Here is a 23248-nt window from a genome sequence, read left to right as displayed (position 1 = left end):
TAATGAAAAGATGAGGATAATAATTCTATGAGGATAAGCCACATTATCCAAACATTAAGATAATGTGGGTATACCGATATGCGAAAAGCGATAGACGGTCTCTATGCTATCATTTTGGACCAGCTGAAAGCCGAACCAGATGGCCGCTCTATCTATTTTTTTTGCGGTAAGAGATGCGACCGCATCAAAGTCTTACTTCGAGAGCCAGATGGTTTCGTTTTGCTTTATAAGAAACTTGATCTTATAAAGGGCAAATATCGCTGGCCAAGAAACCGCAGTGAGGTAAACGCCATTACCTGGCAGCAATTCGACTGGCTCATGTCAGGGCTTGAAATCGAACAGCCAAAAGCATTGAAACATGCATGAAACCATTGACTTTACTGGATTTTTATCTCCTTTTATGGTATACTAAATGTAGTTGATGAAGGAGCAAAAACATGGCAAACAGTAGTAAGGATATCCAATTCATAGAGCTTAAAGATATGATTTCCGAGCTGAATACTACCATCAAGACTCTTAACGAGACGATTGTCAAACAACAGATGGAGAATGATAATCTCAAAGCTGAGTCAGCGTGGTTCCGCCAAAAGTATTTCGGCTCATCCAGTGAGCGCCGTATGGATGATATTGCTGGCCAGTTAAGTCTCTTCGGCGGTCTTCCAGAAGAAGAAAAGCCGGTAGAACGAATCGAGCCGGAAATCGTTCCTGCCCCGAAGAAGAACCGTAAGCCTAAGCCTTCTCTGGAGGAACAGTTTGATGGCATTCCTATCAGGCAGGTCGCGGTGGACACTCTCACCGATGAAGAGAAGAAATGTCCGATCTGTGGCACGGAAATGGTCCCTATTGGAACCGAATTAGTCCGAAGCGAAGTGATATATACTCCACCAAAGCTTGAACGGATTGAATACATGGCTACCACATTCCTGCCCGGAATGCAAAGCGACAGAAGAACCACAGTTTATTAAAGATAACGGAAAGCCCGCATTGATTTCCGGAAGCTATGCTTCTAAATCATTGTTAGCATATATCATTTATCGAAAATATGGGTTATATATACCCCTGTACCGTCAGGAACAGGACTTTCTGCAGATGAACGCTCCGATTGGACTACCTCTATGGCCCACTGGATTATTACAACTGGCAAGGAATATATTCGGCCACTATATGACTTCTTCCATCGGGAACTTCTAAAGCGGAGGTTTCTCATGATGGACGATCCCCTGTCCAGGTCCTGAAAGAGAAAGACCGAAGGGCACACTCCAAATCTTATCTTTGGGTTGTACGCACCTGCGAAGATGGACTTGATCCCATCATTCTCTATAATTACACGCCTACGAGAGCAGGAGAAAATGCGAAGCAATTCCTGAGTGGAATTGAACCTGGATTCTATCTCATGGCCGATGGCTATCAGGGCTATAACAAAGTAAAGGAAACCAACCGTTGTTGCTGCTTTGCTCACATCCGGAGATACCTCTTAGAGGCCATCTCGAAAGGACATGAGAAGGATTACAGCCGTACAGGGAGTCCTGTATTGCAATAAGCTCTTTGAGTATGAACGGACTTATAAGGAAAAAGGGTTCTCATACAAGCAGATACAGAAGCGGGCGCCTCAAAGATCACAAACCGGTCATTGAGGGCTTTTTGGCGTGGTTGAATCAGGTCAATCCCGGAAGCAACAGCAAACTTAAAAAAGCGATTACCTACGTCCAGAACCGCCGCGATTTCATTATGACGTATCTAGAGGATGGGCGATGTAGTTTAAGCAACAATCTTAGTGAGAATGTCATCCGTCCGGTAACAGTTGGCCGTAAGAACTGGCTTTTTAGTGATACACCTGATGGCGCAACAGCCAACTCGCTTTACCTTACCATGGTAGATATGGCTAAAGCATACGACTTAAATCTATACGAATATCTGAAGTTCCTGCTGGAGCATCGTCCAAGCAAGGAAATGTCAGATGAGGAACTATTAAAACTTGCACCTTGGAATGCAACAGTCCAGGATCTTTGCAAGAATAAAATGGAGTAAAACGCTCGCATTTCGAAATCCTAGCAACAGGACCCGGATTTCGGTTTCAGGCACACCCCGAAATTAGGCGCTTACTCTAGAGCAATGGACTGCCATCATCCAGGAACGAATCAACAGTGGAAGTTTATCAAATATCATAAACTGGGAGAACTTAGATTACATAAAAGTTTTTAAATTATATCAAAAAGAAACCCTTACATCAACTTTTTCAGTCAATATAAGGGTCTCTAACTTATTCTCAAGAAAAACTACGTTCTTCTCTCAGAGAAAATCTCATCTTATTTATTATTTAACACTGCCTGTGCTGCTGCAAGTCTTGCAATCGGCACACGGAAAGGTGAGCAGGATACATAGTTTAATCCTACCTTGTGGCAGAATTCAACGGTTGAAGGATCTCCACCGTGCTCGCCGCAGATACCAAGCTTGATGTTAGGTCTTGTAGCACGTCCTTTTTCAGCTGCCATTTGAACTAACTGGCCAACACCGTCCTGATCAAGTCTTGCGAAAGGATCGGACTCATAAATCTTGTTGGTGTAGTAAGCGTCTAAGAACTTACCGGCATCATCACGGGAGAAACCGAAGGTCATCTGTGTTAAGTCGTTTGTACCAAAGGAGAAGAATTCAGCTTCTTCAGCTATTTCGTTTGCAAGTAATGCAGCACGAGGAATTTCGATCATGGTACCGATATGGTATTCGATATCAGAGCCTTTTTCCTTCTTAACAGCTTCTGCTGTTTCAACTACAACGTCTTTAACGAATTTTAACTCTCTCTTCTCACCAACTAAAGGAATCATGATTTCAGGAATGATGTCAAAGCCTTTTTCCTTCTTAACTTCGATAGCAGCTTCCATAACGGCTCTTGTCTGCATCTTAGCGATTTCAGGATATGTTACGGCAAGACGGCATCCTCTGTGTCCCATCATAGGATTGAATTCGTGTAAGGAATCGCAGGTTGCTTTTACTTCTTCTACGGAAAGACCCATATCTTTTGCTAATGCAACGATATCGTCTTCTTCTGTAGGAACGAATTCATGTAACGGGGGATCTAAGAAACGGATAGTAACAGGTCTTCCTTCCATAACTTCGTATAAACCTTTGAAGTCAGTTTTCTGGAAAGGAATTAATTCATTAAGAGCTTCTTCTCTGGCTTCTACAGTCTTAGAAAGAATCATCTTTCTGATCTTAGGAATTCTCTCTGCATCAAAGAACATATGCTCTGTACGGCAAAGGCCGATACCTTCAGCTCCGAACTTAACAGCATTAGCTGCATCGGCAGGAGTATCTGCATTTGTTCTTACCTTTAATGTTCTGATTTCATCAGCCCATGTCATAATTCTATCAAAGTTACCGCTGATAGCAGCTTCTACAGTAGGGATATCTCCGATGTAGATATTTCCTGTAGAACCGTCAAGAGAGATATAATCTCCTTCTTTTACAGTCTGTCCAGCGATTGTAAAGTATTTAGCTTCTTCATCAATATTAATTTCACCACAGCCGGATACACAAGCTGTTCCCATACCACGGGCAACTACGGCTGCGTGAGAGGTCATACCACCACGAACAGTTAAGATACCTTCTGCTGCGTGCATACCTTCGATATCCTCAGGGGATGTCTCAAGACGAACAAGAACTACTCTTTCACCTTTTTCGTGATTCTTCTTAGCATCTTCTGCTGTAAAGTATACTTTACCAGCTGCTGCACCAGGAGAAGCGGGAAGAGCTTTTCCAACAGGCTTAGCTGCCTTAAGAGCTGCTACGTCAAATCCGGGATGTAATAACTGATCTAAGGATTTAGCTTCAATTCTTGAAATAGCCTGCTCCTTTGTGATCTTTCCTTCGTCTACTAAATCGCAGGCAATCTGAAGAGCGGCAGGAGCTGTTCTCTTACCGTTACGTGTCTGTAAGAAGTAAAGCTTCTTGTCTTCGATTGTGAATTCCATATCCTGCATATCTTTGTAGTGGTTCTCTAAGAGTGTTGCAATTCTCATGAACTCTACATAAACTTCAGGCATGTCCTGCTCCAGCTTAGTAATAGGCTGAGGAGTTCTGATACCGGCAACAACGTCTTCACCCTGAGCATTGATTAAATACTCACCGTAAATCTTAGCTTCACCAGTAGAAGGGTTACGAGTAAAGGCAACACCTGTACCGGAGGTATCACCCATGTTACCAAATACCATAGCCTGTACATTTACAGCTGTTCCCCAATCGCCAGGGATATCGTTCATTCTTCTATAGTAAATAGCACGAGGGTTATCCCATGAACGGAATACTGCAGTAACAGCTTCAATTAACTGCTCTGTAGGCTCCTGAGGGAAATCTGTGCCTTTTTCAGCTTTATATAAAGCTTTGAACTGAACAATAACATCTTTTAAATCATCAGCAGTAAGTTCAGTGTCAAATTTAACACCTTTCTTCTCTTTGATTTCATCTAAAACTCTTTCGAATTTAGCTTTGCTGATTTCCATAACTACATCAGAGAACATCTGGATAAATCTTCTATATGAATCGTATGCAAATCTAGGGTTTCCGGTTTTCTTTGCAAAACCTTCCACTGCAGCATCAGTTAATCCTAAATTAAGAATTGTATCCATCATACCAGGCATGGAAGCTCTGGCACCGGAACGTACTGATACTAATAAAGGATTCTCTGTATCGCCAAATCTCTTTCCCTGTTGTTCTTCTAAGATTTTGAGTGCATCAAAGATTTGACCTTTGATTTCATCAGTAATTTTCTTTCCGCTGTTATAATAGTCGGTACAAGCTTCTGTTGTTACAGTAAAGCCCTGGGGAATGGGAAGTCCTAAATTAGTCATTTCGGCTAAGTTAGCACCTTTACCACCAAGCAGGTTTTTCATATCTGCTTTACCTTCTTTGAACAAATATACCCATTTTGCCATTTTGGTAATTACCTCCTAATAAAATTTCAATATTTTGACTTTCTAGTCACCACTTAGCATTATAACATAACATTGGTAGATAAGGAAAGATTTTTTTCCTTTAATATATGATAAAAATTATACTTTACACATTTGCAATGAGCCAATATACATTTTTATCAATATTTTTACAAAATTATATTTTTTATTTCCTTATTTTCATAAAAGGCCTGTTACTTCATTTTTCCATCGAATTTCCTAAAACTCGAACTTTTTCTCAAAGTAAGCTTTTAAGTCTTCAATACGAACTCGCTCCTGCTCCATGGAATCCCTGTCACGAACTGTCACACAGCCGTCGGTTTCAGATTCGAAGTCATAGGTAATACAAAAAGGTGTTCCGATTTCATCCTGTCTTCTGTATCTCTTACCGATATTTCCCCTGTCATCAAACTCACAGTTATAAAGCTTGCATAAATCCGTATATACTTTCTCCGCTCCTTCTGAAAGTTTTTTAGAGAGAGGGAACACGCCAATTTTAACAGGAGCAAGTGCCGGATGGAAGTGAAGCACGGTACGGATATCCCCATCGCCCAGATCTTCTTCGTCATAAGCACCGCAAAGGAATGCCAGAGTCACTCTGTCCGCTCCAAGAGAAGGCTCAATAACGTAAGGCACATATTTTACCTTCTTTTCATCATCAAAATAACTTAAATCTTCCTTGGAAACATTCTGATGCTGAGTTAAATCATAGTCTGTTCTGTCTGCAATACCCCACAATTCACCCCAGCCAAAGGGGAACAGGAACTCAATATCCGTCGTAGCTTTACTATAGAAGGTAAGCTCAGCGGCTTCATGATCCCTGACACGCATCTCCTCTTTCTTCATCCCTAAGGTTAACAGCCAGTCAATGCAGAACTGCTTCCAGTAAGCAAACCATTCAAGGTCCGTATCGGGTTCACAGAAGAATTCCAGCTCCATCTGTTCAAATTCTCTGGTACGGAAGGTAAAGTTTCCCGGTGTGATTTCGTTACGGAAGGATTTACCCACCTGGCCGATTCCAAAGGGTATTTTCTTTCTGGAGGTCCTTTGTACATTTTTAAAATTTACGAATATACCCTGTGCGGTTTCAGGTCTTAAGTATACAACATTCTTCGCATCTTCCGTTACACCCTGGAAGGTCTTGAACATCAGGTTGAACTGGCGGATGTCAGTAAAATTATGTTTGCCGCAGGTAGGGCAATTTATACTATGTTCATCAATATATGTCTTCATTTCTTCCTGAGACCAGGCATCCACGGCATTTTCAAAGGTAATTCCATGTTCTGCCGCATAGTCCTCAATCAGCTTATCGGCACGGAATCTCTCATGACATTCCTTACAGTCCATTAAAGGATCGGAGAAACCGCCTAAATGTCCGGAAGCCACCCAGGTCTGAGGGTTCATTAAGATGGCGCAGTCAACACCTACATTGTAAGGATTCTGCTGTATGAATTTTGACCACCACGCCTTTTTCACATTGTTTTTCAGTTCTACTCCCAGATTTCCATAATCCCAGGTATTGGCAAGACCTCCGTATATTTCAGATCCCGGATATACAAATCCTCTTGCTTTTGCCAGGGCTACTATTTTCTCCATTGTCTTTTCCATCTTATTTCCCTCTGCCTCCTTAGACTCTATTAATTCCTTCTTACATTACGGCTTGTAAACAATAAACGTACTGCCTGTATCAGCTGTCTGTATACTATGCTTATTCACCAGCGTTCCGCCAGAATAATATTTTATAGTACCTTGCAGTAATACGTCAAGATTCTCTTTTACAATCAGCACATTATATTTATTATTTTCCAGGGCCTTATCGGCTGTCACCGTTTTATGCTTTTTTACCGCCGTAAAGCTCTGGGGAATCTCCGTATCCCCACTCATTGCATCTGCCGTAGTCAGCAGCTTGATATCGGTCTTATTAAATCCGTTAAAATCCGCCAGGGCCTTATAGGTAAGAACCAGTACTGCCTTGGAATTCTTAAGCTCCAGACTTTTTTTGGTAACTGTTTCCGCTCCCGCTGCCGTATTATACCGGTTTAACTTATTGGTAATATATTTATCAAGCTCCTTGACATCATAGTAACCTTTGTCAAAGCTTTCCACGGTACCGGCTTCGATACTGCTGTCTTTCTTTATCAGAAAGGTATCTTTCTGGATATTTTTCGTGTCAATTTCTTTATTATTACTGCAGCCGGCAAGTATTACAAGACATAGCAAAAGGGCTGCACTAAAATAGAGTTTTTTCATAATTTTCCTCCATCTGGATATCGTTAAAGTCTTTATCATTTTAACCTTAAAAACTGTTAATTTCAACCTAAAATTACAGCAGCATCATTTTCAGGATTTTTAAGGATTTCAATTCTCTATCAATCTGCTCCCTTGCATGGATATCCATACAGGTTTCAAGCTCTTGTAAGACCTCTCCTGATACGGTAAAGGTATAAAGCTTTGTCAAAGGAGCACTTAATATGTATTGCATGGTATAAAGAGCTGCTTCCGATATCTTCACAGTATCCTTGCTGCCAGTGTGGCAGTTCTTACAAAGTACTCCGGAAAGGGTTTCCTTATAGGATACAAGCTCCTCCTTCCGTCCGCACTTTACACAGGCAAATACCTGGGGTGCCACACCATTTATCTGAAACAGGCGAAGCTCATATATTCTTCTTACCAGTGGTTTTCCGATATTCTCAAGGCTTAAGGCCTTTAAGGATTGGTAAAGGAGCTTAAGGCTTTCTCCTCCGTCTTCGAATTCATGGGAATAGTAGTCCGCCAGCTCACAAAAGTACATTCCATAGTAAGCGCCCTCCACATCAACTCTTAATTCTTCAAAATAATTTGTAATATTGACGGCCAGGACCGTATAGGCACTTCTTCCTTCATAAAGCTCAAAGGTTCCAAAGGAAAATGGATTACTGCATGCTAAAAAGGCACTACCGGGTTTTCTAGCGCCTTTTGCAAATGCAGTGATTTTTCCTTTTTCTTTCGTAAGTATGACAAGCCTTTTATCATACTCACCCACGGGCATGGCTGAAAGAACCATTCCCGTCACAGCCGTTGCTGTCATTATGGCTGCCACCCTCTTTCTTGCTACCGTTTCTTACTTCCATACCTCTTTCTACGGTACAAGCAATGTAACTTAAATAATCGTGTATGTTTCCGCTTCTTGCAAATATTTCCCAATACTCATTGTTTCTCATATCATTTCCCCCTTCTAAAACAGACTTTTATATTACCTTAAAAGCATACCCACATTAAGCCTGTTTTAAACCGGGAATACTATCCAGCTTGCAAATGTCCGGATTAAATTTCTCGCTTGTCGTAACCGTAGTTCTTTATTAGAAAATCGCTGTCACGCCAATCTTTTTTTACCTTGACCCACAGCTTTAGATTCACCTTCATGTCCAGAAGATTTTCAATTTCTCTTCTGGACTGCATGCCAATCTGCTTTAACTTCTCACCGTTTTTTCCGATAATGATACCCTTATGACTGTCCCTTTCACATACAATGGTCGCATCAATGTCCATCATACTGCCATCTTTTCTCTCCTTCATGCTGTCAATTGCCACCGCTATACCATGAGGAATTTCATCGCTTAAGAGCCTTAAGGCCTTCTCTCTGATAAGCTCTGCGGTAATCTGTTTCTCCGGCTGGTCCGTGATGGTATCCTCATCATAATACATAGGTCCCTGGGGCAGGTATTTGAATATGGTCCGTATTAATTCCTTTGTATTTTCACCCTTTAGTGCGGATACCGGTACAATATCCGCAAAGGAGTAAATGTCCTTATAGGCTTCGATATACTTCAGGATTTCCTCTCTTTTTACGGTATCGACTTTATTGATAACAAGAATAACCGGGGTCTTTACCTTTAACAGCTGCTCGGCAATATGCCTTTCACCTGCTCCGATAAAGGTCGTAGGCTCTACAAGCCACAGCACTACATCCACTTCTCTCATAGTCCGCTCCGCGGTGGATACCATATATTCCCCCAGCTTGTTCTTGGCTTTATGGATGCCCGGAGTGTCCAGGAAGATGATCTGGCCCCCCTCCTCTGTGTAAACCGTCTGTATACGGTTTCTGGTGGTCTGGGGCTTATCAGAGGTTATGGCTATCTTCTGTCCGATTAAATGGTTCATTAGGGTTGATTTTCCCACATTGGGGCGCCCGATTAACGTCACAAACCCCGATTTATATTCTTGCTTTTTCATTTACGATTCTTCACACTTTCTTTTGTCTTTGTTTTTACTTCATTTCTATCTTTTTAATTTGAAAGATTCTTTACTTCCATAAATAAGTCCCTGTTCTGCTCAATCTTGCTCTCACTGCCGATTACACAGAGATTGCCGCAGTCCATAATAGCCTTTACGATATCCGCAAGCTTTCGGATGTCTTCCTTTGTGGCATGAAGCACTTCATCTCTCTGCCTTTGTACATCTTCCTCCTTAAGCCCTGTAATATAGGCTCCCATGGAGGCGTCTCCCTTCATGCGGGGTGTACGTGGAGTATCAATTCCGCTGATGGTTCCGATAATATATTTTGTCATGTCCCGTTCATCCGCCGTAAAGTTTCGGATATATTCGGCTGTTTTATCATAGATTTCATTGGTTTCCTTCAGATTCGGGTCCCTGTAGGAAGTAAAATATCCGTTGCCGCTGATGCTTGAGAAGCCGCACATGCAGCCATAGGCTCCGCCCTTAACACGGATATTGGTCCAAAGGTACTCATAGCTTAAAATCACCTTTAATACCTCTAAGGCACCGGTGTACTGATAGCCGGCCCGCAGGAAATTACCTGTCCTTGCCACATACTGCACCTGCCCGGAAGTCTTAAAGCCTTCATTTGCCTTTCTTAATTCAAAATGCTCCTCTTCTTTTTCAACAGGCTCTTCCTTCAGCTGTTCTACAAAAGGAAGCAGCTTGCCCTTTAAGGTATCAAGGCCTTCTGTATTGGAGGTAAAACTGATAATGAGATTCTCCTTGCGGAAGATATAGTTCATTAAAAGCTTTAATTTGCGGATAACTTCATCTGCTTCCTCAATAAAGTTTGCTTCCAGCTTTTCAATAAATTTATAAAAAGCGATACCCTTAACTTCTTCGCTGAATCTGGAGCTTTCCGAAAAATATGACATTGCCCTGTCTACAGCAGCAGAATGTCCTGCGGAGGTCAGGTGCATAAGGAGTCTGGATTTAATCTCGGATACAATTTCCAGGAGGCGCTTTTTATCCTCCAGTTTGGTAAAGCTTATGATTTCCTTCAGTAAATCAAAGGCATCGTCCATCTCCTCATAGAGGGCCTTTACATCCATTATCAGAGCCGGCAGGTATTGGTTCATGCTGTTCTTTTTGCCATAACAGCTTAAATCACAGCTGATTCCTCCCGTATGGATATTGATTTCATTGGACAGTTCCAGGTAGCTGTAATGCTCGGTATCCACAAGTCCCAGGACGGAGGAAAGAAGTCCGATATAAGGTGTCAGCTCCTTGGGGATGTCCTCCAGGTCAAATATCAGCCTCATATAAGCAATACCGTTGGTAAATACATTGTGGTGCACGATGGTAATGCCATCCACATCCTTTTCCTCATTGTAAAAGGGCTGTGATTTCTTATCGATATCCTCCACACTGAGAAGAGGAATACTTTCAAGCTCCTCTTTCGTAGACGGCGTATCCTGATATTCTTTCAGGCTGCTGGTGTCCTCTATCAGCTTCCGGATTTCTTCTCCGGAAAGGCTTTCTTTATAGGCCTGTAATTTTCCCTTCAGCTTCTCTTCTTTTTCAGAATTGAGTCCCTTCTTGGGCACAAGTGTTACCAGGGCTACATGAGGATTGCCCAGTAAATAGTTTTCAATCAGTCTGACATAGTAGTCCGTATTGATTTTATCCTTAAGATTTTCAAACAGAGTATTGGAATTCAGCTTGATAAAGGGCTTGGAATCATCATAGAGCCAGCTGCCCAGCATTTGGATTCCATACATAAGTCCCTTAGGGAACTGTCCGAAATCCGCTTCTCTGTACTTGAATTCATAGTAATTAATAGCAGCACGCAGGGACTTTTCGTCGATTCCCTCTTTTACCACTTTTTCCAGAGTAGCCTTTATAACCCTGAGGAAATCATCCTTTTGGTTAATGTCCGCATTCTTTGCAATAACAGAGAATATGGGCTGATAGGTGTCCCCGTCAAAGCTGCTGATGATGTCCTTACCAATGCCCGCATCCAGTAAAGCCTGCTTAAGTGGAGCTCCCGGTGAAGAAAGCAGGACATATTCCAGTATCTGAAAAGCCATGCACAATTCACTGTCAAGGCTGGTGCCAATGGACATATTATAGCTGTAATAGGTATTAGAAGCCAGCTCTTCCTGTTCACTTAAGGGATAAAAGGTGGTCAGATCCCTTCTCTCCTTAAAGGGCTCCTGGAATTTTATTTCGGAATCCACATAATGATACTCGAACTGGCTTAAATATTTTTCATGGAGCCAGTCAAGCTTTTCATTTACATCCATATCTCCGTACAGATAGATATAGCTATTGGAGGGATGGTAATATCTTTTATGAAAATCCAGAAAGCCTGTATAGGTCAAATCCGGAATGTAATCAGGGTCTCCGCCGGATTCTACGCCGTAAGCCGTATCCGGGAAAAGGGCATTTTGAATGGTACGGAACAGAAACTGCTCCGGTGAAGAGAAAGCACCCTTCATTTCATTATAGACCACACCATTATAAATAAGCTCGCTGTCTTCGTGTTCCAGCTCGTAATGCCAGCCCTCCTGTTTAAAGATTTCCTCCTTCTTGTACATATTCGGATAGAAAACCGCATCCATATATACGTGCATCAGATTTTGAAAATCCTGCTCGTTGCAGCTGGCTACCGGATATATGGTCTTATCCGGATAGGTCATTGCATTTAAAAAGGTATTTAAAGAGCCCTTGGCAAGTTCAATAAACGGATCCTTGGCTGGAAAGTCCCTGGAGCCGCACAGTACGGAATGTTCAATAATATGGGCTACTCCTGTGCTGTCAAAGGGAGGCGTACGAAAGCCTACGGAAAATACCTTGTTGTTATCATCGTTGGAAACAATCGCTATTCTGGCACCTGTTTTCTTATGTTTTAACAGTACCCCAAAACTATTTATGTCTTTTAACTCCTCTTCCGAAAGGAGCTCATAATCTGTTAAGCTGCCTAATTCCTTGCTGCTTTTTATATTTCTGGCCATATTGTACCTCCTTATTTTTCTTGGAATCCATCCCTTCCCCTGTTGTCACTTATAAAATGACTTCCCTTTTTAAAACTAATGGATAGTATACCATATTTTATCAGTAATGTCATGTATAACCTAAGTTTAGGGCAGGCAAAGATAAGATTACACTTATATTCCTATATTTATTTCCATATATGTCCTTTAGTATACGAAATTAAAAGCAACTTTCTTTCTCAATATAATAAATGCACGAAAAAGCGGCAATAAGCCGCTTTTTCATGCATCATCCGTATTTTTAACTCAGCTAATCATTTTTGAAATCAACGTGGATGTTACCCACTCCGCCGTCAATATCAAAGGAATTTTCAGCCGTTTTATTATTCCAGGACATCTGTCCGTATTTATTACCGTCTATATAAATATTTCCGATGCCAGGATCTACCTTAATATTGTAATTGTCAGTTGAACCCTTCAGGGTCAGGGTAATATCCCCCACTCCGGCATCCACGGTATTTCTACCGTAAAGTGCTCCCTGAATACGGATATTTCCAACTCCGGCATTAATATCCGAGCCTTCTGCCGTCACACCGTACATGCTTATTTCGCCCACTCCGCCGTCAACCGTAAGCCTTTGGGTCTTTACATTGTCACCGTTTATATTTCCGACTCCGGCATTGATATCAAGCTTTTCACAGTTCAAGTCCTCCAGCTTTATATTTCCGGCACCGGCATCTATTATGACATTTTTCCCTTCAAAATTCTCCGGCAGATACACCGTGATACGTGGCTTTGTGTGTATTTTGATTCCCCAGTTAAATATATGCCAGAAATTCGTTTTTGTGGTGATATTTAATTCATCCCCGGAAATAACCGATGCGCGGAAATCCTTTGTAACATCTGCAGCCGTTACTCTTACCTTATCACCGCTTCCCTTTACTAAGGAAAGTTCACCGACTCCGTTCTTAATATGAAAATTGCTGATTCCTTCAAATTCCTTGTCAAAATCCATAGTCCCTCCACCTGAAGCACTTTCTGTATTCGTGTCCGAGACTGCTGATATGACTCCTGTCAGCGCCAATACCCCTCCGATTATGCCTGTTATGATGCCCACAGCCAGAAAGATGGCAAAGGCCATTGCCGCATACTTTATTATTTTCTGAAATTCACTCATTTAATATCAATCCCTCCAAACATACAGGTGGAATTCACGTAAATAGTGGGCAGTGATTCATTATAGGTCCTGCCGGCCTTATTACTTACACCACCAAAGATAGGTATATTGGATACCTTAACATTAACATTGCCCGGTACTGAAATATCAATACCGCCAAAAGCGACCGTTGCGTTTATTACAATATCTTCCTCAATAATTGCTTCTCTTAAATCCAGCTCCACTCCGCCAAAGATAGCGTTCATATTGGTACCTAAAAATCTCTCGCCCCGTATATGATATTCATTTCCGGCGAAAATTGCGGAGTGCTGGTTCATACCGCCCTGAAACTTTACATTTTTATACTGATCTCTATTTGTATGAAAGGAATTGCGGAATATTATGCTGAATCCGATCAGTACAAAGATAATGGGAACTATAAGCTTACCTATTATATCAAAATCCACTATATCCTGCTGTCCTAAAAAGAGCATGACACCAATGGCAAGCCAAACGATATTTCCTGTCCTCGCTCCGTTCTGAAAAATGCTTACTGCACTTGGTATAATGATAAATAACGTCCACCAGCCGGAAAAGAACAGGTTAAAATTCCACAGACCCATTACATCTCCTCCGAAACCGATGCCTAGTATAATAAATAAAATCCCCCATATTAGATTGGATGGTGTTAACTTCATATCAAATTTTACCTCCTTGAATTTATGTTTCTATCATACCGAAATCCGGCTCTTTACTCAAGTTACATTTGTCATATGTTTTGCATGGCATCTGTAATAATCTTTTTCTTGTGTTTTTTCACAAAAGCAGTGTTGACTTTGCTTATAAGATTCGATAGAATTTACATAGATTGAACGTTATATGCGCATGCGCTAGAATAGGGGAATTCATGTACTACTTTATAATAAATCCACACTCCTGTACCGGTAAAGGAATACACATCTGGCATCAGGTCCAAAAGGAGTTAGACAGGCGGTCAATCGAATACGTAAGCTGCCTGACCACCCATGCAGGTCATGGAAGAGAACTCGCGGAACATATCTTTTCTGAAAACGCCGGCATTTTAAAGCTTGTAATTATAGGCGGTGACGGAACAGTCAATGAAGTAGTCAATGGTATTCCCGATATAGAAAGGGCTCATATAGGTTACATACCGGCAGGGTCCAGCAATGACCTTGGCAGGAGTCTCGGGCTATCCAAAAATCCGCTGGAAAATCTGGACCGGATATTAAACAGCAAAGAACTCCACTTAATGGATATGGGACTTGTAACCACTCCCGATAAGGAGCTGCATAATGTCTTTTTAGTCAGTACCGGACTGGGCTATGATGCCTCCGTTTGCAGGGAAGCCTTACATGCTCCATTAAAAAACTTTTTAAACCACATAAAGCTGGGCAAACTGACCTATATCATTCTGGCTCTCAAACAGCTCTTTGCAAGACCTTTTATGGAAGGCATGATTTCCGCTGATGGGGGTCCTTATAAAAATTACCGGAAGCTTCTCTTAGTCACCTCCATGATACAAAAATATGAAGGCGGCGGTATGAAAATGGCACCGGAAGCAGACCCTAATGACGGAAAGCTTTCCATCTGTTTCGTTCACGGCCTTTCAAAGCCGAAGCTGATAACAATACTGCCTTTCCTGTTGGTCGGAAAGCATGCCGGCTTTCGAGGAGTGGAAACCTTTCATTGCAGGGAACTGAGTGTAAAGCTTAAGTCTCCTCAGGTCATCCATCTGGATGGGGAATGCCCTGGAGATTTTTCCGAAGTTACCGTTACCTGTCTCCACAATAAAGTACAATTATTACAATAATCAAAGAGCAAGCTTGAAAAATGCATTGCATTTTTCGCTCTGATAGATTCATACAAATGCAGAAAGAAGGTGCCTGTTATGCAAAAAAGTACATCCTATACCACGACAGCTGTTATCCTGTTTAGTATTTTAACCATTGTTCTTGAGTTTACAGCCTATTATTTTTTTAAGGTCTCTGTAGTGACCTTTCTGATTGCCGCCTTACTGGGATTGCTTTTCTGTCATATTGTACTGGTGCTTAGCCTGCAATTTGAGACCTGCTTTAGTTATCAGCTCCTGCATCTTCTGATGTGGGGCATTATTCTCTTTCTTCTATATATGGGAAATGATTCGGACCTGATTTCTTATTCTCCCTGGCTCTTATTATTTCCAATCATACACTGGACATGCTGTGTTATATATTCTACTCTTAGAAATTTATGGGATGAGGGCAGCCGCTTTACCAGCTTCAAGAGCTATTTCCGTAACAGCTCCGTAGTGTTTCTGCTGGCTTATGCCGCCTTCCTTCTTTACTGGCTGTTTCTCTCCAATACCGACAGCCATTATAACACAGAGCTTACTTCTTTTAACTTTATACCCTTTTTAACACTGGCCGGTTTTATAACAGACCTTATTGATAAAAATGCAGCCCTGCCGCAGATATTTTCTTATCTGGCAGACAGGGTCCTGATCTATCTTCCCTACGGTTTCTTCCTTATACTGCTTACAAGAAGAAAGCCCCGTACCATACGATTTCTTTTACTACTTCTGTTCCCTGCCTTAATAGAGATAATGCAGGGTGTACTTAATATAGGCAGAGGCGATGTTGAAGATATCCTTTATGGTTTACTTGGCGGTTTTCTGGGCGGTCTGCTTTATCACCTTCTCAACCGCACTTACCAGGACGTCAAAGGGATGGATTTTTTGGAAAGCTCACGCCGCTTCTACTCAAACAGAAGCTCCCTCCATTTTTAAATATCTTACCTGACCGGTAACTTAACATAGCAAGAAATTGACACTCCAATTTCTTGCTATGTCAATTACTTTGCCAAAATTCATCTATCAGATTCTTTAGTCCATCTTTATTTACCACCTGATAAGGAAACCATTCCCTGGGAAAGAGCTCCTGGTAGCGGTTATCTAAAAACCTTTCTTCCAAAAGGAGAATCGCTCCCTTATCTTCGGTGGTCCTTATTACTCTTCCGGCAGATTGAAGGACCTTATTCATTCCTTGGTACAGATAGGCATATTCAAAGCCGCTGCTCCTGGTCTCCTGGTAGTATTTCCGAAACAGTTCCTTTTCTCCGCACACCATGGGGAGCCCCGCTCCTACAATAACAGCACCGATCAGGCGGTCGTGCTTTAAGTCAATACCCTCACTGAAAATTCCCCCCATTACGCAAAAGGCAATTCTTGTAGCTTCCGGATTCGCTGTAAAATCATTTAAAAAGCCTTCCTTTTCCTCCTCCGTCATAGAGCTTCCCTGAACAGTTACATTGTCAAGGATTCCCCTGGACAGCTCTTCTATCTGGTTCAGCATCTGATAGGATGGAAAAAACACCATGTAATTGCCCTGTCTGCTTTCTGTAAATACTCTGATATACTCAATAATTTTCCGATATTCTTTCTCATTTCTTTTTGTATATTTGGTACTTACATCCCTACCTACGGCAATGAAGCGGTTTTCCTTATCAAAAGGCGAAGGAGCATAGACGGCATAATCCTCTTCCCTTCCGCCAAGCTGCTCCATGTAATACCGAATCGGCAGCAGCGTTGCAGAAAAGAATACAGCACTTTTCACCTTATCCAGCCGGGTCTTTAAATTATCGGAGGGGTCCATGCACAAAAGCTTAATAAAAAATTCTCCCTGCTCCGTATAGTCGGTATAGGTGATATATTTATCATTGTAAACATCATAGATTCCAAGGAAATGCCTGATATTCATATAGGTGGACAGCACCTCATCCTTGCCATCAAAATCCTTATGCTCTGTAAGGAAGTCCTCATATTTGCTCATAAGGTGCATCAGATGAAGGACTAGATCCGATACATTTTCCTGTTCCTTGGTTTCATCACATTCCCTTTTCAGCTTTAAAAGGTCGTTGTTTACCGTATCGAGGGCTTTTTCCAGGGCCTTATCCTTTCCCTTTACCAGCCTCTTTACCTGTAAGATTTCTTCCTTTATAAGCACAGCACTGTACATCTCTCTGGCACGGTCCACCAGATTATGGGCTTCATCGATCAGGAATGCATAATCATTCTTCTTTTCATTCTGAAAAAACCGTTTCAGATATACATTCGGGTCAAATACATAGTTATAATCACAGATTATCATATCTGCCCAGGTTGCCGTATCCAGGCACATTTCAAAGGGGCATACCTCATGCTTTCCGGCATACTCAAGAATCTTCTCCCTGGATATATCATCCTCCGAGGTAAGCAAGTCAAAGACCGCCTCATTGACCCTGTCAAAATGTCCCTTTGCCCTCGGGCAGCTATCCGGATTACAGTCGGCCTTGTCAAGGATACATATCTTATCCTTAGCTGTTATGGTAACCGCCTTCAGCAGTAAGCCCTTTTCCGTTAACAGCTGCTTCGTTTCCTCCGCCACTGTCCTGGTAATCGTCTTGGCAGTCAGATAGAACAGCTTTTGTACCAGCCCTTCCCCCATCGCTTTAATCGAAGGAAAGACAGTGGATATGGTCTTTCCTACGCCGGTGGGGGCTTCAATAAACAGTCTTTTATTCCGAAGGACAGTAAGGTATACATCAGAGACCAGCTTCTTCTGCCCTTCCCTGTAGGGAAACGGGAATTCCATTGCCTTAATACTTTCATTCCGTTTCCTGCCCCATTTTATCTGCCAGAGAGCCCATTTGGCATATTGCTCCTTAAGCCTTTCAAACCACTGGCTTAGGTCTGCAAAATCCAAGGTTTCCTCGAAGTATTTCTTATCTTCGGTTTCAAGATTACAATAGGTCATGCGTATTCCTATTTTTTCAAGCTCATTCTGCAAGGCATATATATAGGCATAGCACATAGCCTGGGCCTTATGTACCGGCACCGGCTCCGAAAGGTACTCAAGGTCCATGTACATTCCTTTGATTTCATCGATGATAACAGCCTCTTCTTCCTTTATGATTCCATCCGCTCTGCCCTCTACCACCAAAAGGAATTCAATGTCTTCCCTGCATATGGGGAGGGTTAGGCTGAGAGGGACCTCGGCAGTATAGCTGCTGCCCATCTGTTTTTGAATTTTTCTGTGAATCCGGCTGCCTTCCTGCATGGCATCTGCTTCTCTTCTTCCTCCCACCCTGTTATCAAGGTCACCGGAGCGGAATATAAATTCTACCAGATTTCTAACCGATATTTTAATTATTTCTGCTGTATCTCCCATTGGTTCCTCACTTTAAATGTTTCTGCTGCCTCCTGGTATCTATCCAGCTCAGATAAGTAAAAGCATCTTTTTTGTTTCCTCCAAAGATGCTTTTACTTTATGCTTCCTATATCTATAATTCTTTCGTGATAAAAGTACTTATGCATAGTACTTCTTAGAAGTACTCGGAGTAATCCTCTTCATCGTCATCCCCATACAGCCCTTTTGCATAGCCCTTTGTCCAATCGACATTGCTGGTCCGCTTCTTCTTCAGCTGGGGTTTGCTCTGCTTCTCTTTTTCTAATTCCTGGCTTTTACGCTCCAGTGCTTTTTTTTCCTTTTCCAGACGCCTGACGGTTTCCAGCTTATCCGACTGGGGTTCTTTTTCCTTGTCCCTGGTGCCTTTCGCCTTTCCATCACTGCGCTGGCCGCCAGATGAACAGCCTTTTCGGCGCTGGTTATTCTCTTCGTAATCGTCATCCTTATGAAAGCCATTTCCACCGCCATAGCTGTCCTTACCATAGGTTCCATAAGGCTTCTTTCCTTTATATTCTTTATTTCCAGGTGAGAAAGGCTTCCCGCCGGCAGCCGTCCTCCCGTTATTGTTATCTCTGGCGCCGTAATTTACAGCCTTTGCATCTCTGTTGCTGTTTTGACCTGTATACTTTGTATATGAGGTATTTCTTGTATCCTTGTTTCTCCTGTCAGGATAGCCAGCTGCCTTTAGATCGCTGCTGTCCCTGTTATTATAGCCTGAGGACCTGCCGTCTGGCTTTGTATCTCTGCTAATCTTCCCATTCCTATGTTCCTTGTTATTCCATGCTGTCTGATTCCTGGTACTCTTGCCATTACTCCCCGGTATATAAGGTTTACTGGTATTATTAGCTGATCTGCCGTGTGCATTCGTCATACTCTGATTATGCCTGTTTAAGCTGCGGTCATCTGTAGCTCTTCCGCTATCATTCGCATTAATTGTAGACACGAAATGTTCTCCTCTCCCTATAGCCCCAAATCCCGCAAGCGCTTAAAACAAGCCTGTTTGAGGGCTTTACCCATCCAGTCAAATCTATTGTCTATTTTATTCAAATTTCGCTTATTGTCAATATGTTTTCATAAAATTATCTCTCTATTTTACCCAAGTTAGCCTTGCAATTTAACGCTGTATCTGTTAAAGTCAAATTGTACTACAAAGGGAGCTTAGAAAAGCGATTTTTTCGTTACTCCCTGTATAATAATTTATGCCTTTACGAACAGCAGGCATACCGAAAGAGAGGTATTTTAAATGAGCGAACACGTACACGGCCATGATTGCGGCTGCGGACATGATCATGATCATGAACATGAGCATATGAATGTAACCCTAACACTGGATGACGGCAGTGAGTTAGAATGTGAAGTTCTTTGTATATTCCCTGTTGGAGAGAAGGATTATATCGCACTTGTACCCGCTGACAGCGACGAAGACGAAGAGAGCGAAATCTTCTTATATCAATTCATTGAGCATGACAATGACGAAATCGAACTGCTTAACATTGAAAATGACGAAGAATTTGAAGCTGTTTCCGATGCCTTTGATGAGTTAATGGACAGCGAAGAATTCGATGAAATGTTTGGAGACGAAGAAGAAGGCGAAGACGAAGAATAATATATCTTCCCCTCTATAAAACCGAAATAACCGCCGGGCTGTTGTTTATTATGATGCAGTCCGGCGGCTTTTTAAATTCGCCCATTGACATTGGTCTTCATCACACTTATTAGGTAAACCTCTTCTCTCGTTCATGAAAGCTCCTTACGGTACCTCGCTTCCTCCGCTTTGTTTGCCCAGACAAAGTGTCCCGGCAAAATTTCCACGAAAGAGGGTTTATCGGCCCTGTAGTCATGAATTGATTCATCATAGACGATCAACTGTTTGTTCCGCTCGATCTCAGGATCCGGGATAGGTACAGCGGACAAAAGCGACTTGGAATAAGGGTGAATGGGATGCAGGAACAATTCCTCCGCTTCCGCCAGTTCCACAATTGTTCCCCTTTGTATGACTGCGATACGGTCGGAAATAAATCTGACGACGGAAAGGTCATGTGCGATAAAAAGGTAGGTCAAGTCCTTTTCCCGCTGGAGCCGTTTCATCAAGTTCAGCACCTGCGCACGGATAGACACGTCCAGTGCGGAAATCGGTTCATCAGCGACCACCAGCTCCGGATTCATTACCAGAGCCCGGGCAATACCAATCCGTTGGCGCTGACCGCCGGAAAATTCATGGGGATAACGTGTCAGATGTTCTGGGAGCAGACCAACTTCCGAAATCATCTTCGTAATTTTGTCCAGCCGGTCCCCATCGTTTTTATATAAATGGAAATTATATAATCCTTCCGAGATGATGTATTCAATCGTTGCCCGATCGTTCAAGGAAGCGGCCGGGTCTTGAAAGATCATCTGGATGCTTCGGATGACTTCCTCCTTTTCATTCCTGGATATTTTTCGGTTAATCTTCTTCCCTTTGAAAAGGATATCCCCTTCACTGGTTTCCTTCAAACGTACGATAGCACGGCCAATCGTTGTTTTACCCGAGCCTGATTCTCCCACGAGGGCAAAGGTTTCCCCTTTATAGATGTCGAAATTGATGTTATTGGCAGCTACAAATTTTTTTCGTCCTTCGCCAAAAGAGATCTGGACATTTTTAAGCGATAGCAAGACTTCTTTTTTATCCTTGTTCTCACTCATCTGAACCCTCTCCTTTCGGCAAATTTTTATAATCCCCCCTGTGATTCACCAAGGCTTTCATTTTCTCATCAAGATTACGAATTCCTTCCGGCATCTCTATTTTGGGAGCGCGTGGATCCAGTAACCATGTTTTGGCCCCATGAGTCGCGCTTACATAGAAGAACGGGGGCTCCTCTTCAAAATCAATTTTCATCGCGTATGGGTTACGCGGCGCAAAAGCATCCCCTTTTATTTCATGGTATAGGGAAGGCGGTGTTCCGGGAATGGAGCACAGCTCTTCCCCCTTAATCCCCAGTTGGGGCAAGGAAGACAACAAACTCCAGGTATAGGGGTGCTTTGCATCGAAGAAGATTTCATCGACCGTTCCGTATTCTACGATTTGCCCGGCATACATGACCGCGACTTTGTCAGCAACAGATGCCACCACCCCAAGGTCATGTGTAATATAAATTGTCGTAAACCCATAATCTTTTTGCAGGCTCTTAATCAGGTCAAGGATCTGTGCCTGAATTGTAACATCCAGGGCAGTCGTTGGCTCATCGCAGATTAAGATTTTGGGATGGCAGGCCAACGCAATTGCGATCACTATCCGCTGACGCATCCCGCCGGAATATTCAAAGGGATAATCATTGAAACGTTTCGGCGCGTCGTGAATTCCGGCTCTTTCCATCAGTTTAATGGCCTCCTGTTTTGCTTCACTGCTGCTTTTCTTCTGATGCTTCACAATCACTTCCGTAATTTGTGATCCAATCGTACGAATCGGGTTCAAAGATGTCATTGGATCTTGGAAAATCACAGCAATCTGAGTACCCCGGATTTTCTCCCAGTCTTTGTTCCGTTTCAGTTCCGTCAGGTCCTGACCGTTATAAATGATATGTCCTTGATCAATATACCCGTTGGAATCCAGCATACCAGTGAAGGTTTTCGTCAGGACAGATTTACCTGAGCCTGATTCACCAACTATTGCCAGGGTCTCATTTTCATTAAGGTCAAGAGACACGTTTCGGACAGCTGTCAGAATACGGTCGCGTACTTTAAATTTGACCATAAGATTTTGTGCAGATAAGATTGGTTCTTTTTTATTTGCCATATTTTCCTCCTCATCTGTGGGTTCTTGGATCCGATGCATCTGCCAGAGCCTGACCCACGATATACATGGATACGGTCACTAAAGCCAGTACGATTACAGGAATCCAGAAGAGATACGGATAATTTGTAATATTTGACGTATACTTTGCGATGACCCTGCCTAAGGAAGGAACATTCGCGCTCAATCCGACACCTAAGTAAGAAAGAAAAACTTCATAGGAGATGAAGCTGGGCATGCTGCGTGAAATGTCTGTCACAATGACGGAAATCAGGTAGGGCAGGATGTTCCTGGTGATCAGCCTTACCGATCTTGTTCCCAAAGCTTTGGAAGCCAGATTGTACTCGCTGTCACGCCGAATCATGACCTGTACACGGATAAAATACGCAGTTGAGATCCAACTGGTCGCGCACATTGCAAAGAGCAGATTCCAAAACCCGCTGCCGAATGCATAGGACAAAACAATTACAATCAGCAGTACCGGAACATTGGACACAACATTGTAGATTTCGATCATAAACTTATCCACTGCTTTTGAACTTCCCCAGATAGCCCCAACAATCACTCCAATGACCGTGTTGATTACCGTAGCGAGCACGCCTACTGCGATAGAGGTCCGCGCGCCTGCCCAGACAACATCAAACAGCGATTGTCCGTTGGCATCAGTACCGAACCATTGCCCCAGAGATGGCCAATTATAGCGTGCTCCGAAATCGTTGATACTTTCTGTATCCATGAAATCATAACCGCTGAACAACGGTTGAATAAAGGAAAAGCCCATAATGATCAGCAGCAGTAGCAGCATCCCAATCGCCACTTTGCTGCTGAAAAATTGTCGGGCGACGGAGCGCCAGTAGGAATAACGGGGGGCGTCGATCTTTTCAGATGCGACAGTATCCAGCTTTACAAACGTAAACTTATCCCTAGTGTCTTTACCCGCGGTATCATATACTTGGTCCATC

The 23248-nt window shown here is 42.6% G+C and carries 21 protein-coding genes and 1 pseudogene; 8 read left to right on the top strand and 14 right to left on the bottom strand.

What is annotated here, in order from left to right; genetic code table 11:
• Positions 1–75: 75 nt before the first annotated feature.
• The 5 genes and pseudogenes from tnpB to BUB77_RS30745 all read left to right on the top strand — a co-directional run.
• Positions 76–366: pseudogene (gene tnpB / locus BUB77_RS27410) on the top strand (IS66 family insertion sequence element accessory protein TnpB); the annotation flags it as partial.
• Positions 367–437: 71 nt separating this feature from the next.
• Entirely contained in the window at positions 438–965 is a 528-nt protein-coding gene (locus BUB77_RS30615; RefSeq protein WP_242962600.1) for an IS66 family transposase zinc-finger binding domain-containing protein, read from the top strand.
• Positions 892–1191 carry an IS66 family transposase gene (locus BUB77_RS31095; protein ID WP_408606446.1) on the top strand — a complete coding sequence of 100 codons (300 nt, stop codon included), beginning with the start codon at positions 892–894 and terminating at the stop codon, positions 1189–1191. The genes BUB77_RS30615 and BUB77_RS31095 overlap by 74 nt, the downstream gene beginning before the upstream one ends.
• Before the next feature lie 40 nt (positions 1192–1231).
• Positions 1232–1540, top strand: a complete 309-nt coding sequence (locus BUB77_RS30935; RefSeq protein ID WP_278277761.1) for an IS66 family transposase — start codon at positions 1232–1234, stop codon at positions 1538–1540.
• 101 nt (positions 1541–1641) lie between these two features.
• Positions 1642–2028, top strand: a complete 387-nt coding sequence (locus BUB77_RS30745) for an IS66 family transposase (protein ID WP_278277760.1) — start codon at positions 1642–1644, stop codon at positions 2026–2028.
• Between the two features lie 278 nt (positions 2029–2306).
• On the opposite strand, the gene ppdK is transcribed toward BUB77_RS30745, so the two are convergent.
• The 9 genes from ppdK to BUB77_RS27360 all read right to left on the bottom strand — a co-directional run bounded on the left by ppdK (position 2307) and on the right by BUB77_RS27360 (position 13993).
• Complete coding sequence (gene ppdK / locus BUB77_RS27395) at positions 2307–4928, bottom strand: pyruvate, phosphate dikinase (protein ID WP_073280363.1); 2622 nt, start codon at positions 4926–4928, stop codon at positions 2307–2309.
• Between the two features lie 237 nt (positions 4929–5165).
• Positions 5166–6554, bottom strand: a complete 1389-nt coding sequence (locus BUB77_RS27390; RefSeq protein ID WP_073280362.1) for a glycine--tRNA ligase — start codon at positions 6552–6554, stop codon at positions 5166–5168.
• A gap of 45 nt (positions 6555–6599) precedes the next feature.
• The gene (locus BUB77_RS27385) at positions 6600–7196 is read right to left on the bottom strand and encodes a hypothetical protein (protein ID WP_073280361.1); all 597 of its coding nucleotides are present in this window, start codon (positions 7194–7196) and stop codon (positions 6600–6602) included.
• 73 nt (positions 7197–7269) lie between these two features.
• Entirely contained in the window at positions 7270–8013 is a 744-nt protein-coding gene (gene recO / locus BUB77_RS27380) for a DNA repair protein RecO (RefSeq protein ID WP_073280360.1), read from the bottom strand.
• Positions 7961–8146, bottom strand: coding sequence for a hypothetical protein (locus BUB77_RS29655; RefSeq protein WP_139241343.1), 186 nt, complete (start codon positions 8144–8146; stop codon positions 7961–7963). Before BUB77_RS29655 ends, recO begins: the two co-directional genes overlap by 53 nt.
• A 103-nt stretch (positions 8147–8249) precedes the next feature.
• Positions 8250–9158: a GTPase Era gene (gene era, locus BUB77_RS27375; RefSeq protein ID WP_073280359.1), complete on the bottom strand. Its 909-nt coding sequence runs from the start codon at positions 9156–9158 to the stop codon at positions 8250–8252.
• 53 nt (positions 9159–9211) lie between these two features.
• On the bottom strand, positions 9212–12160 hold the full coding sequence (locus BUB77_RS27370) for an insulinase family protein (protein WP_073280358.1): 2949 nt from the start codon (positions 12158–12160) through the stop codon (positions 9212–9214).
• 289 nt (positions 12161–12449) lie between these two features.
• Positions 12450–13316 (bottom strand): DUF4097 family beta strand repeat-containing protein, encoded by an 867-nt coding sequence (locus BUB77_RS27365; RefSeq protein WP_073280357.1) that lies wholly within the window; start codon positions 13314–13316, stop codon positions 12450–12452.
• On the bottom strand, positions 13313–13993 hold the full coding sequence (locus BUB77_RS27360; protein WP_073280356.1) for a LiaF transmembrane domain-containing protein: 681 nt from the start codon (positions 13991–13993) through the stop codon (positions 13313–13315). The genes BUB77_RS27365 and BUB77_RS27360 overlap by 4 nt, the downstream gene beginning before the upstream one ends.
• 209 nt (positions 13994–14202) lie before the next feature.
• Here BUB77_RS27360 and BUB77_RS27355 point away from each other — a divergent pair, with 209 nt between their 5' ends.
• Entirely contained in the window at positions 14203–15126 is a 924-nt protein-coding gene (locus tag BUB77_RS27355) for a diacylglycerol/lipid kinase family protein (RefSeq protein WP_073280355.1), read from the top strand.
• Positions 15127–15204: 78 nt separating this feature from the next.
• Positions 15205–16080 carry a VanZ family protein gene (locus BUB77_RS27350; RefSeq protein ID WP_073280354.1) on the top strand — a complete coding sequence of 292 codons (876 nt, stop codon included), beginning with the start codon at positions 15205–15207 and terminating at the stop codon, positions 16078–16080.
• Between the two features lie 61 nt (positions 16081–16141).
• Here BUB77_RS27350 and BUB77_RS27345 read toward each other — a convergent pair whose 3' ends face one another.
• Together BUB77_RS27345 and BUB77_RS27340 are read right to left on the bottom strand one after the other, a co-directional pair.
• Entirely contained in the window at positions 16142–18499 is a 2358-nt protein-coding gene (locus tag BUB77_RS27345; RefSeq protein WP_073280353.1) for an ATP-dependent DNA helicase, read from the bottom strand.
• Positions 18500–18653: 154 nt separating this feature from the next.
• Positions 18654–19460 carry a hypothetical protein gene (locus BUB77_RS27340; protein WP_073280352.1) on the bottom strand — a complete coding sequence of 269 codons (807 nt, stop codon included), beginning with the start codon at positions 19458–19460 and terminating at the stop codon, positions 18654–18656.
• Between the two features lie 300 nt (positions 19461–19760).
• Here BUB77_RS27340 and BUB77_RS27335 point away from each other — a divergent pair, with 300 nt between their 5' ends.
• Positions 19761–20123: a DUF1292 domain-containing protein gene (locus BUB77_RS27335; RefSeq protein ID WP_073280351.1), complete on the top strand. Its 363-nt coding sequence runs from the start codon at positions 19761–19763 to the stop codon at positions 20121–20123.
• Between the two features lie 131 nt (positions 20124–20254).
• On the opposite strand, the gene BUB77_RS27330 is transcribed toward BUB77_RS27335, so the two are convergent.
• The 3 genes from BUB77_RS27330 to oppC are packed head-to-tail and all read right to left on the bottom strand — an operon-like array spanning position 20255 to position 23247.
• Positions 20255–21199: an ATP-binding cassette domain-containing protein gene (locus BUB77_RS27330; RefSeq protein ID WP_073280350.1), complete on the bottom strand. Its 945-nt coding sequence runs from the start codon at positions 21197–21199 to the stop codon at positions 20255–20257.
• Positions 21192–22289 carry an ABC transporter ATP-binding protein gene (locus BUB77_RS27325; protein WP_073280349.1) on the bottom strand — a complete coding sequence of 366 codons (1098 nt, stop codon included), beginning with the start codon at positions 22287–22289 and terminating at the stop codon, positions 21192–21194. Before BUB77_RS27325 ends, BUB77_RS27330 begins: the two co-directional genes overlap by 8 nt.
• A gap of 10 nt (positions 22290–22299) precedes the next feature.
• Positions 22300–23247 carry an oligopeptide ABC transporter permease OppC gene (oppC, locus tag BUB77_RS27320; RefSeq protein WP_073280348.1) on the bottom strand — a complete coding sequence of 316 codons (948 nt, stop codon included), beginning with the start codon at positions 23245–23247 and terminating at the stop codon, positions 22300–22302.
• Between the last annotated feature and the right edge of the window lies 1 nt (position 23248).

Origin of the sequence: Anaerocolumna jejuensis DSM 15929, from assembly GCF_900142215.1 — a bacterium.
Lineage (GTDB): Bacteria > Bacillota > Clostridia > Lachnospirales > Lachnospiraceae > Anaerocolumna > Anaerocolumna jejuensis.
Note: the sequence above shows the minus strand (reverse complement) of the source record. Positions and strands in the feature narration are given on the sequence as shown.

Coding starts and splice junctions, on each gene's coding strand:
- BUB77_RS30615 (WP_242962600.1), top strand. CDS start 438: ATGGCAAACAGTAGTAAGGATATCCAATTCATAGAGCTTAAAGATATG.
- BUB77_RS27370 (WP_073280358.1), bottom strand. CDS start 12,160: ATGGCCAGAAATATAAAAAGCAGCAAGGAATTAGGCAGCTTAACAGAT.
- BUB77_RS27390 (WP_073280362.1), bottom strand. CDS start 6,554: ATGGAAAAGACAATGGAGAAAATAGTAGCCCTGGCAAAAGCAAGAGGA.
- BUB77_RS27355 (WP_073280355.1), top strand. CDS start 14,203: ATGTACTACTTTATAATAAATCCACACTCCTGTACCGGTAAAGGAATA.
- BUB77_RS27325 (WP_073280349.1), bottom strand. CDS start 22,289: ATGGCAAATAAAAAAGAACCAATCTTATCTGCACAAAATCTTATGGTC.
- BUB77_RS27350 (WP_073280354.1), top strand. CDS start 15,205: ATGCAAAAAAGTACATCCTATACCACGACAGCTGTTATCCTGTTTAGT.
- BUB77_RS27330 (WP_073280350.1), bottom strand. CDS start 21,199: ATGAGTGAGAACAAGGATAAAAAAGAAGTCTTGCTATCGCTTAAAAAT.
- BUB77_RS27360 (WP_073280356.1), bottom strand. CDS start 13,993: ATGAAGTTAACACCATCCAATCTAATATGGGGGATTTTATTTATTATA.
- BUB77_RS27335 (WP_073280351.1), top strand. CDS start 19,761: ATGAGCGAACACGTACACGGCCATGATTGCGGCTGCGGACATGATCAT.
- era (WP_073280359.1), bottom strand. CDS start 9,158: ATGAAAAAGCAAGAATATAAATCGGGGTTTGTGACGTTAATCGGGCGC.
- oppC (WP_073280348.1), bottom strand. CDS start 23,247: ATGGACCAAGTATATGATACCGCGGGTAAAGACACTAGGGATAAGTTT.
- BUB77_RS27345 (WP_073280353.1), bottom strand. CDS start 18,499: ATGGGAGATACAGCAGAAATAATTAAAATATCGGTTAGAAATCTGGTA.
- BUB77_RS29655 (WP_139241343.1), bottom strand. CDS start 8,146: ATGAGAAACAATGAGTATTGGGAAATATTTGCAAGAAGCGGAAACATA.
- recO (WP_073280360.1), bottom strand. CDS start 8,013: ATGACAGCAACGGCTGTGACGGGAATGGTTCTTTCAGCCATGCCCGTG.
- ppdK (WP_073280363.1), bottom strand. CDS start 4,928: ATGGCAAAATGGGTATATTTGTTCAAAGAAGGTAAAGCAGATATGAAA.
- BUB77_RS27385 (WP_073280361.1), bottom strand. CDS start 7,196: ATGAAAAAACTCTATTTTAGTGCAGCCCTTTTGCTATGTCTTGTAATA.
- BUB77_RS27365 (WP_073280357.1), bottom strand. CDS start 13,316: ATGAGTGAATTTCAGAAAATAATAAAGTATGCGGCAATGGCCTTTGCC.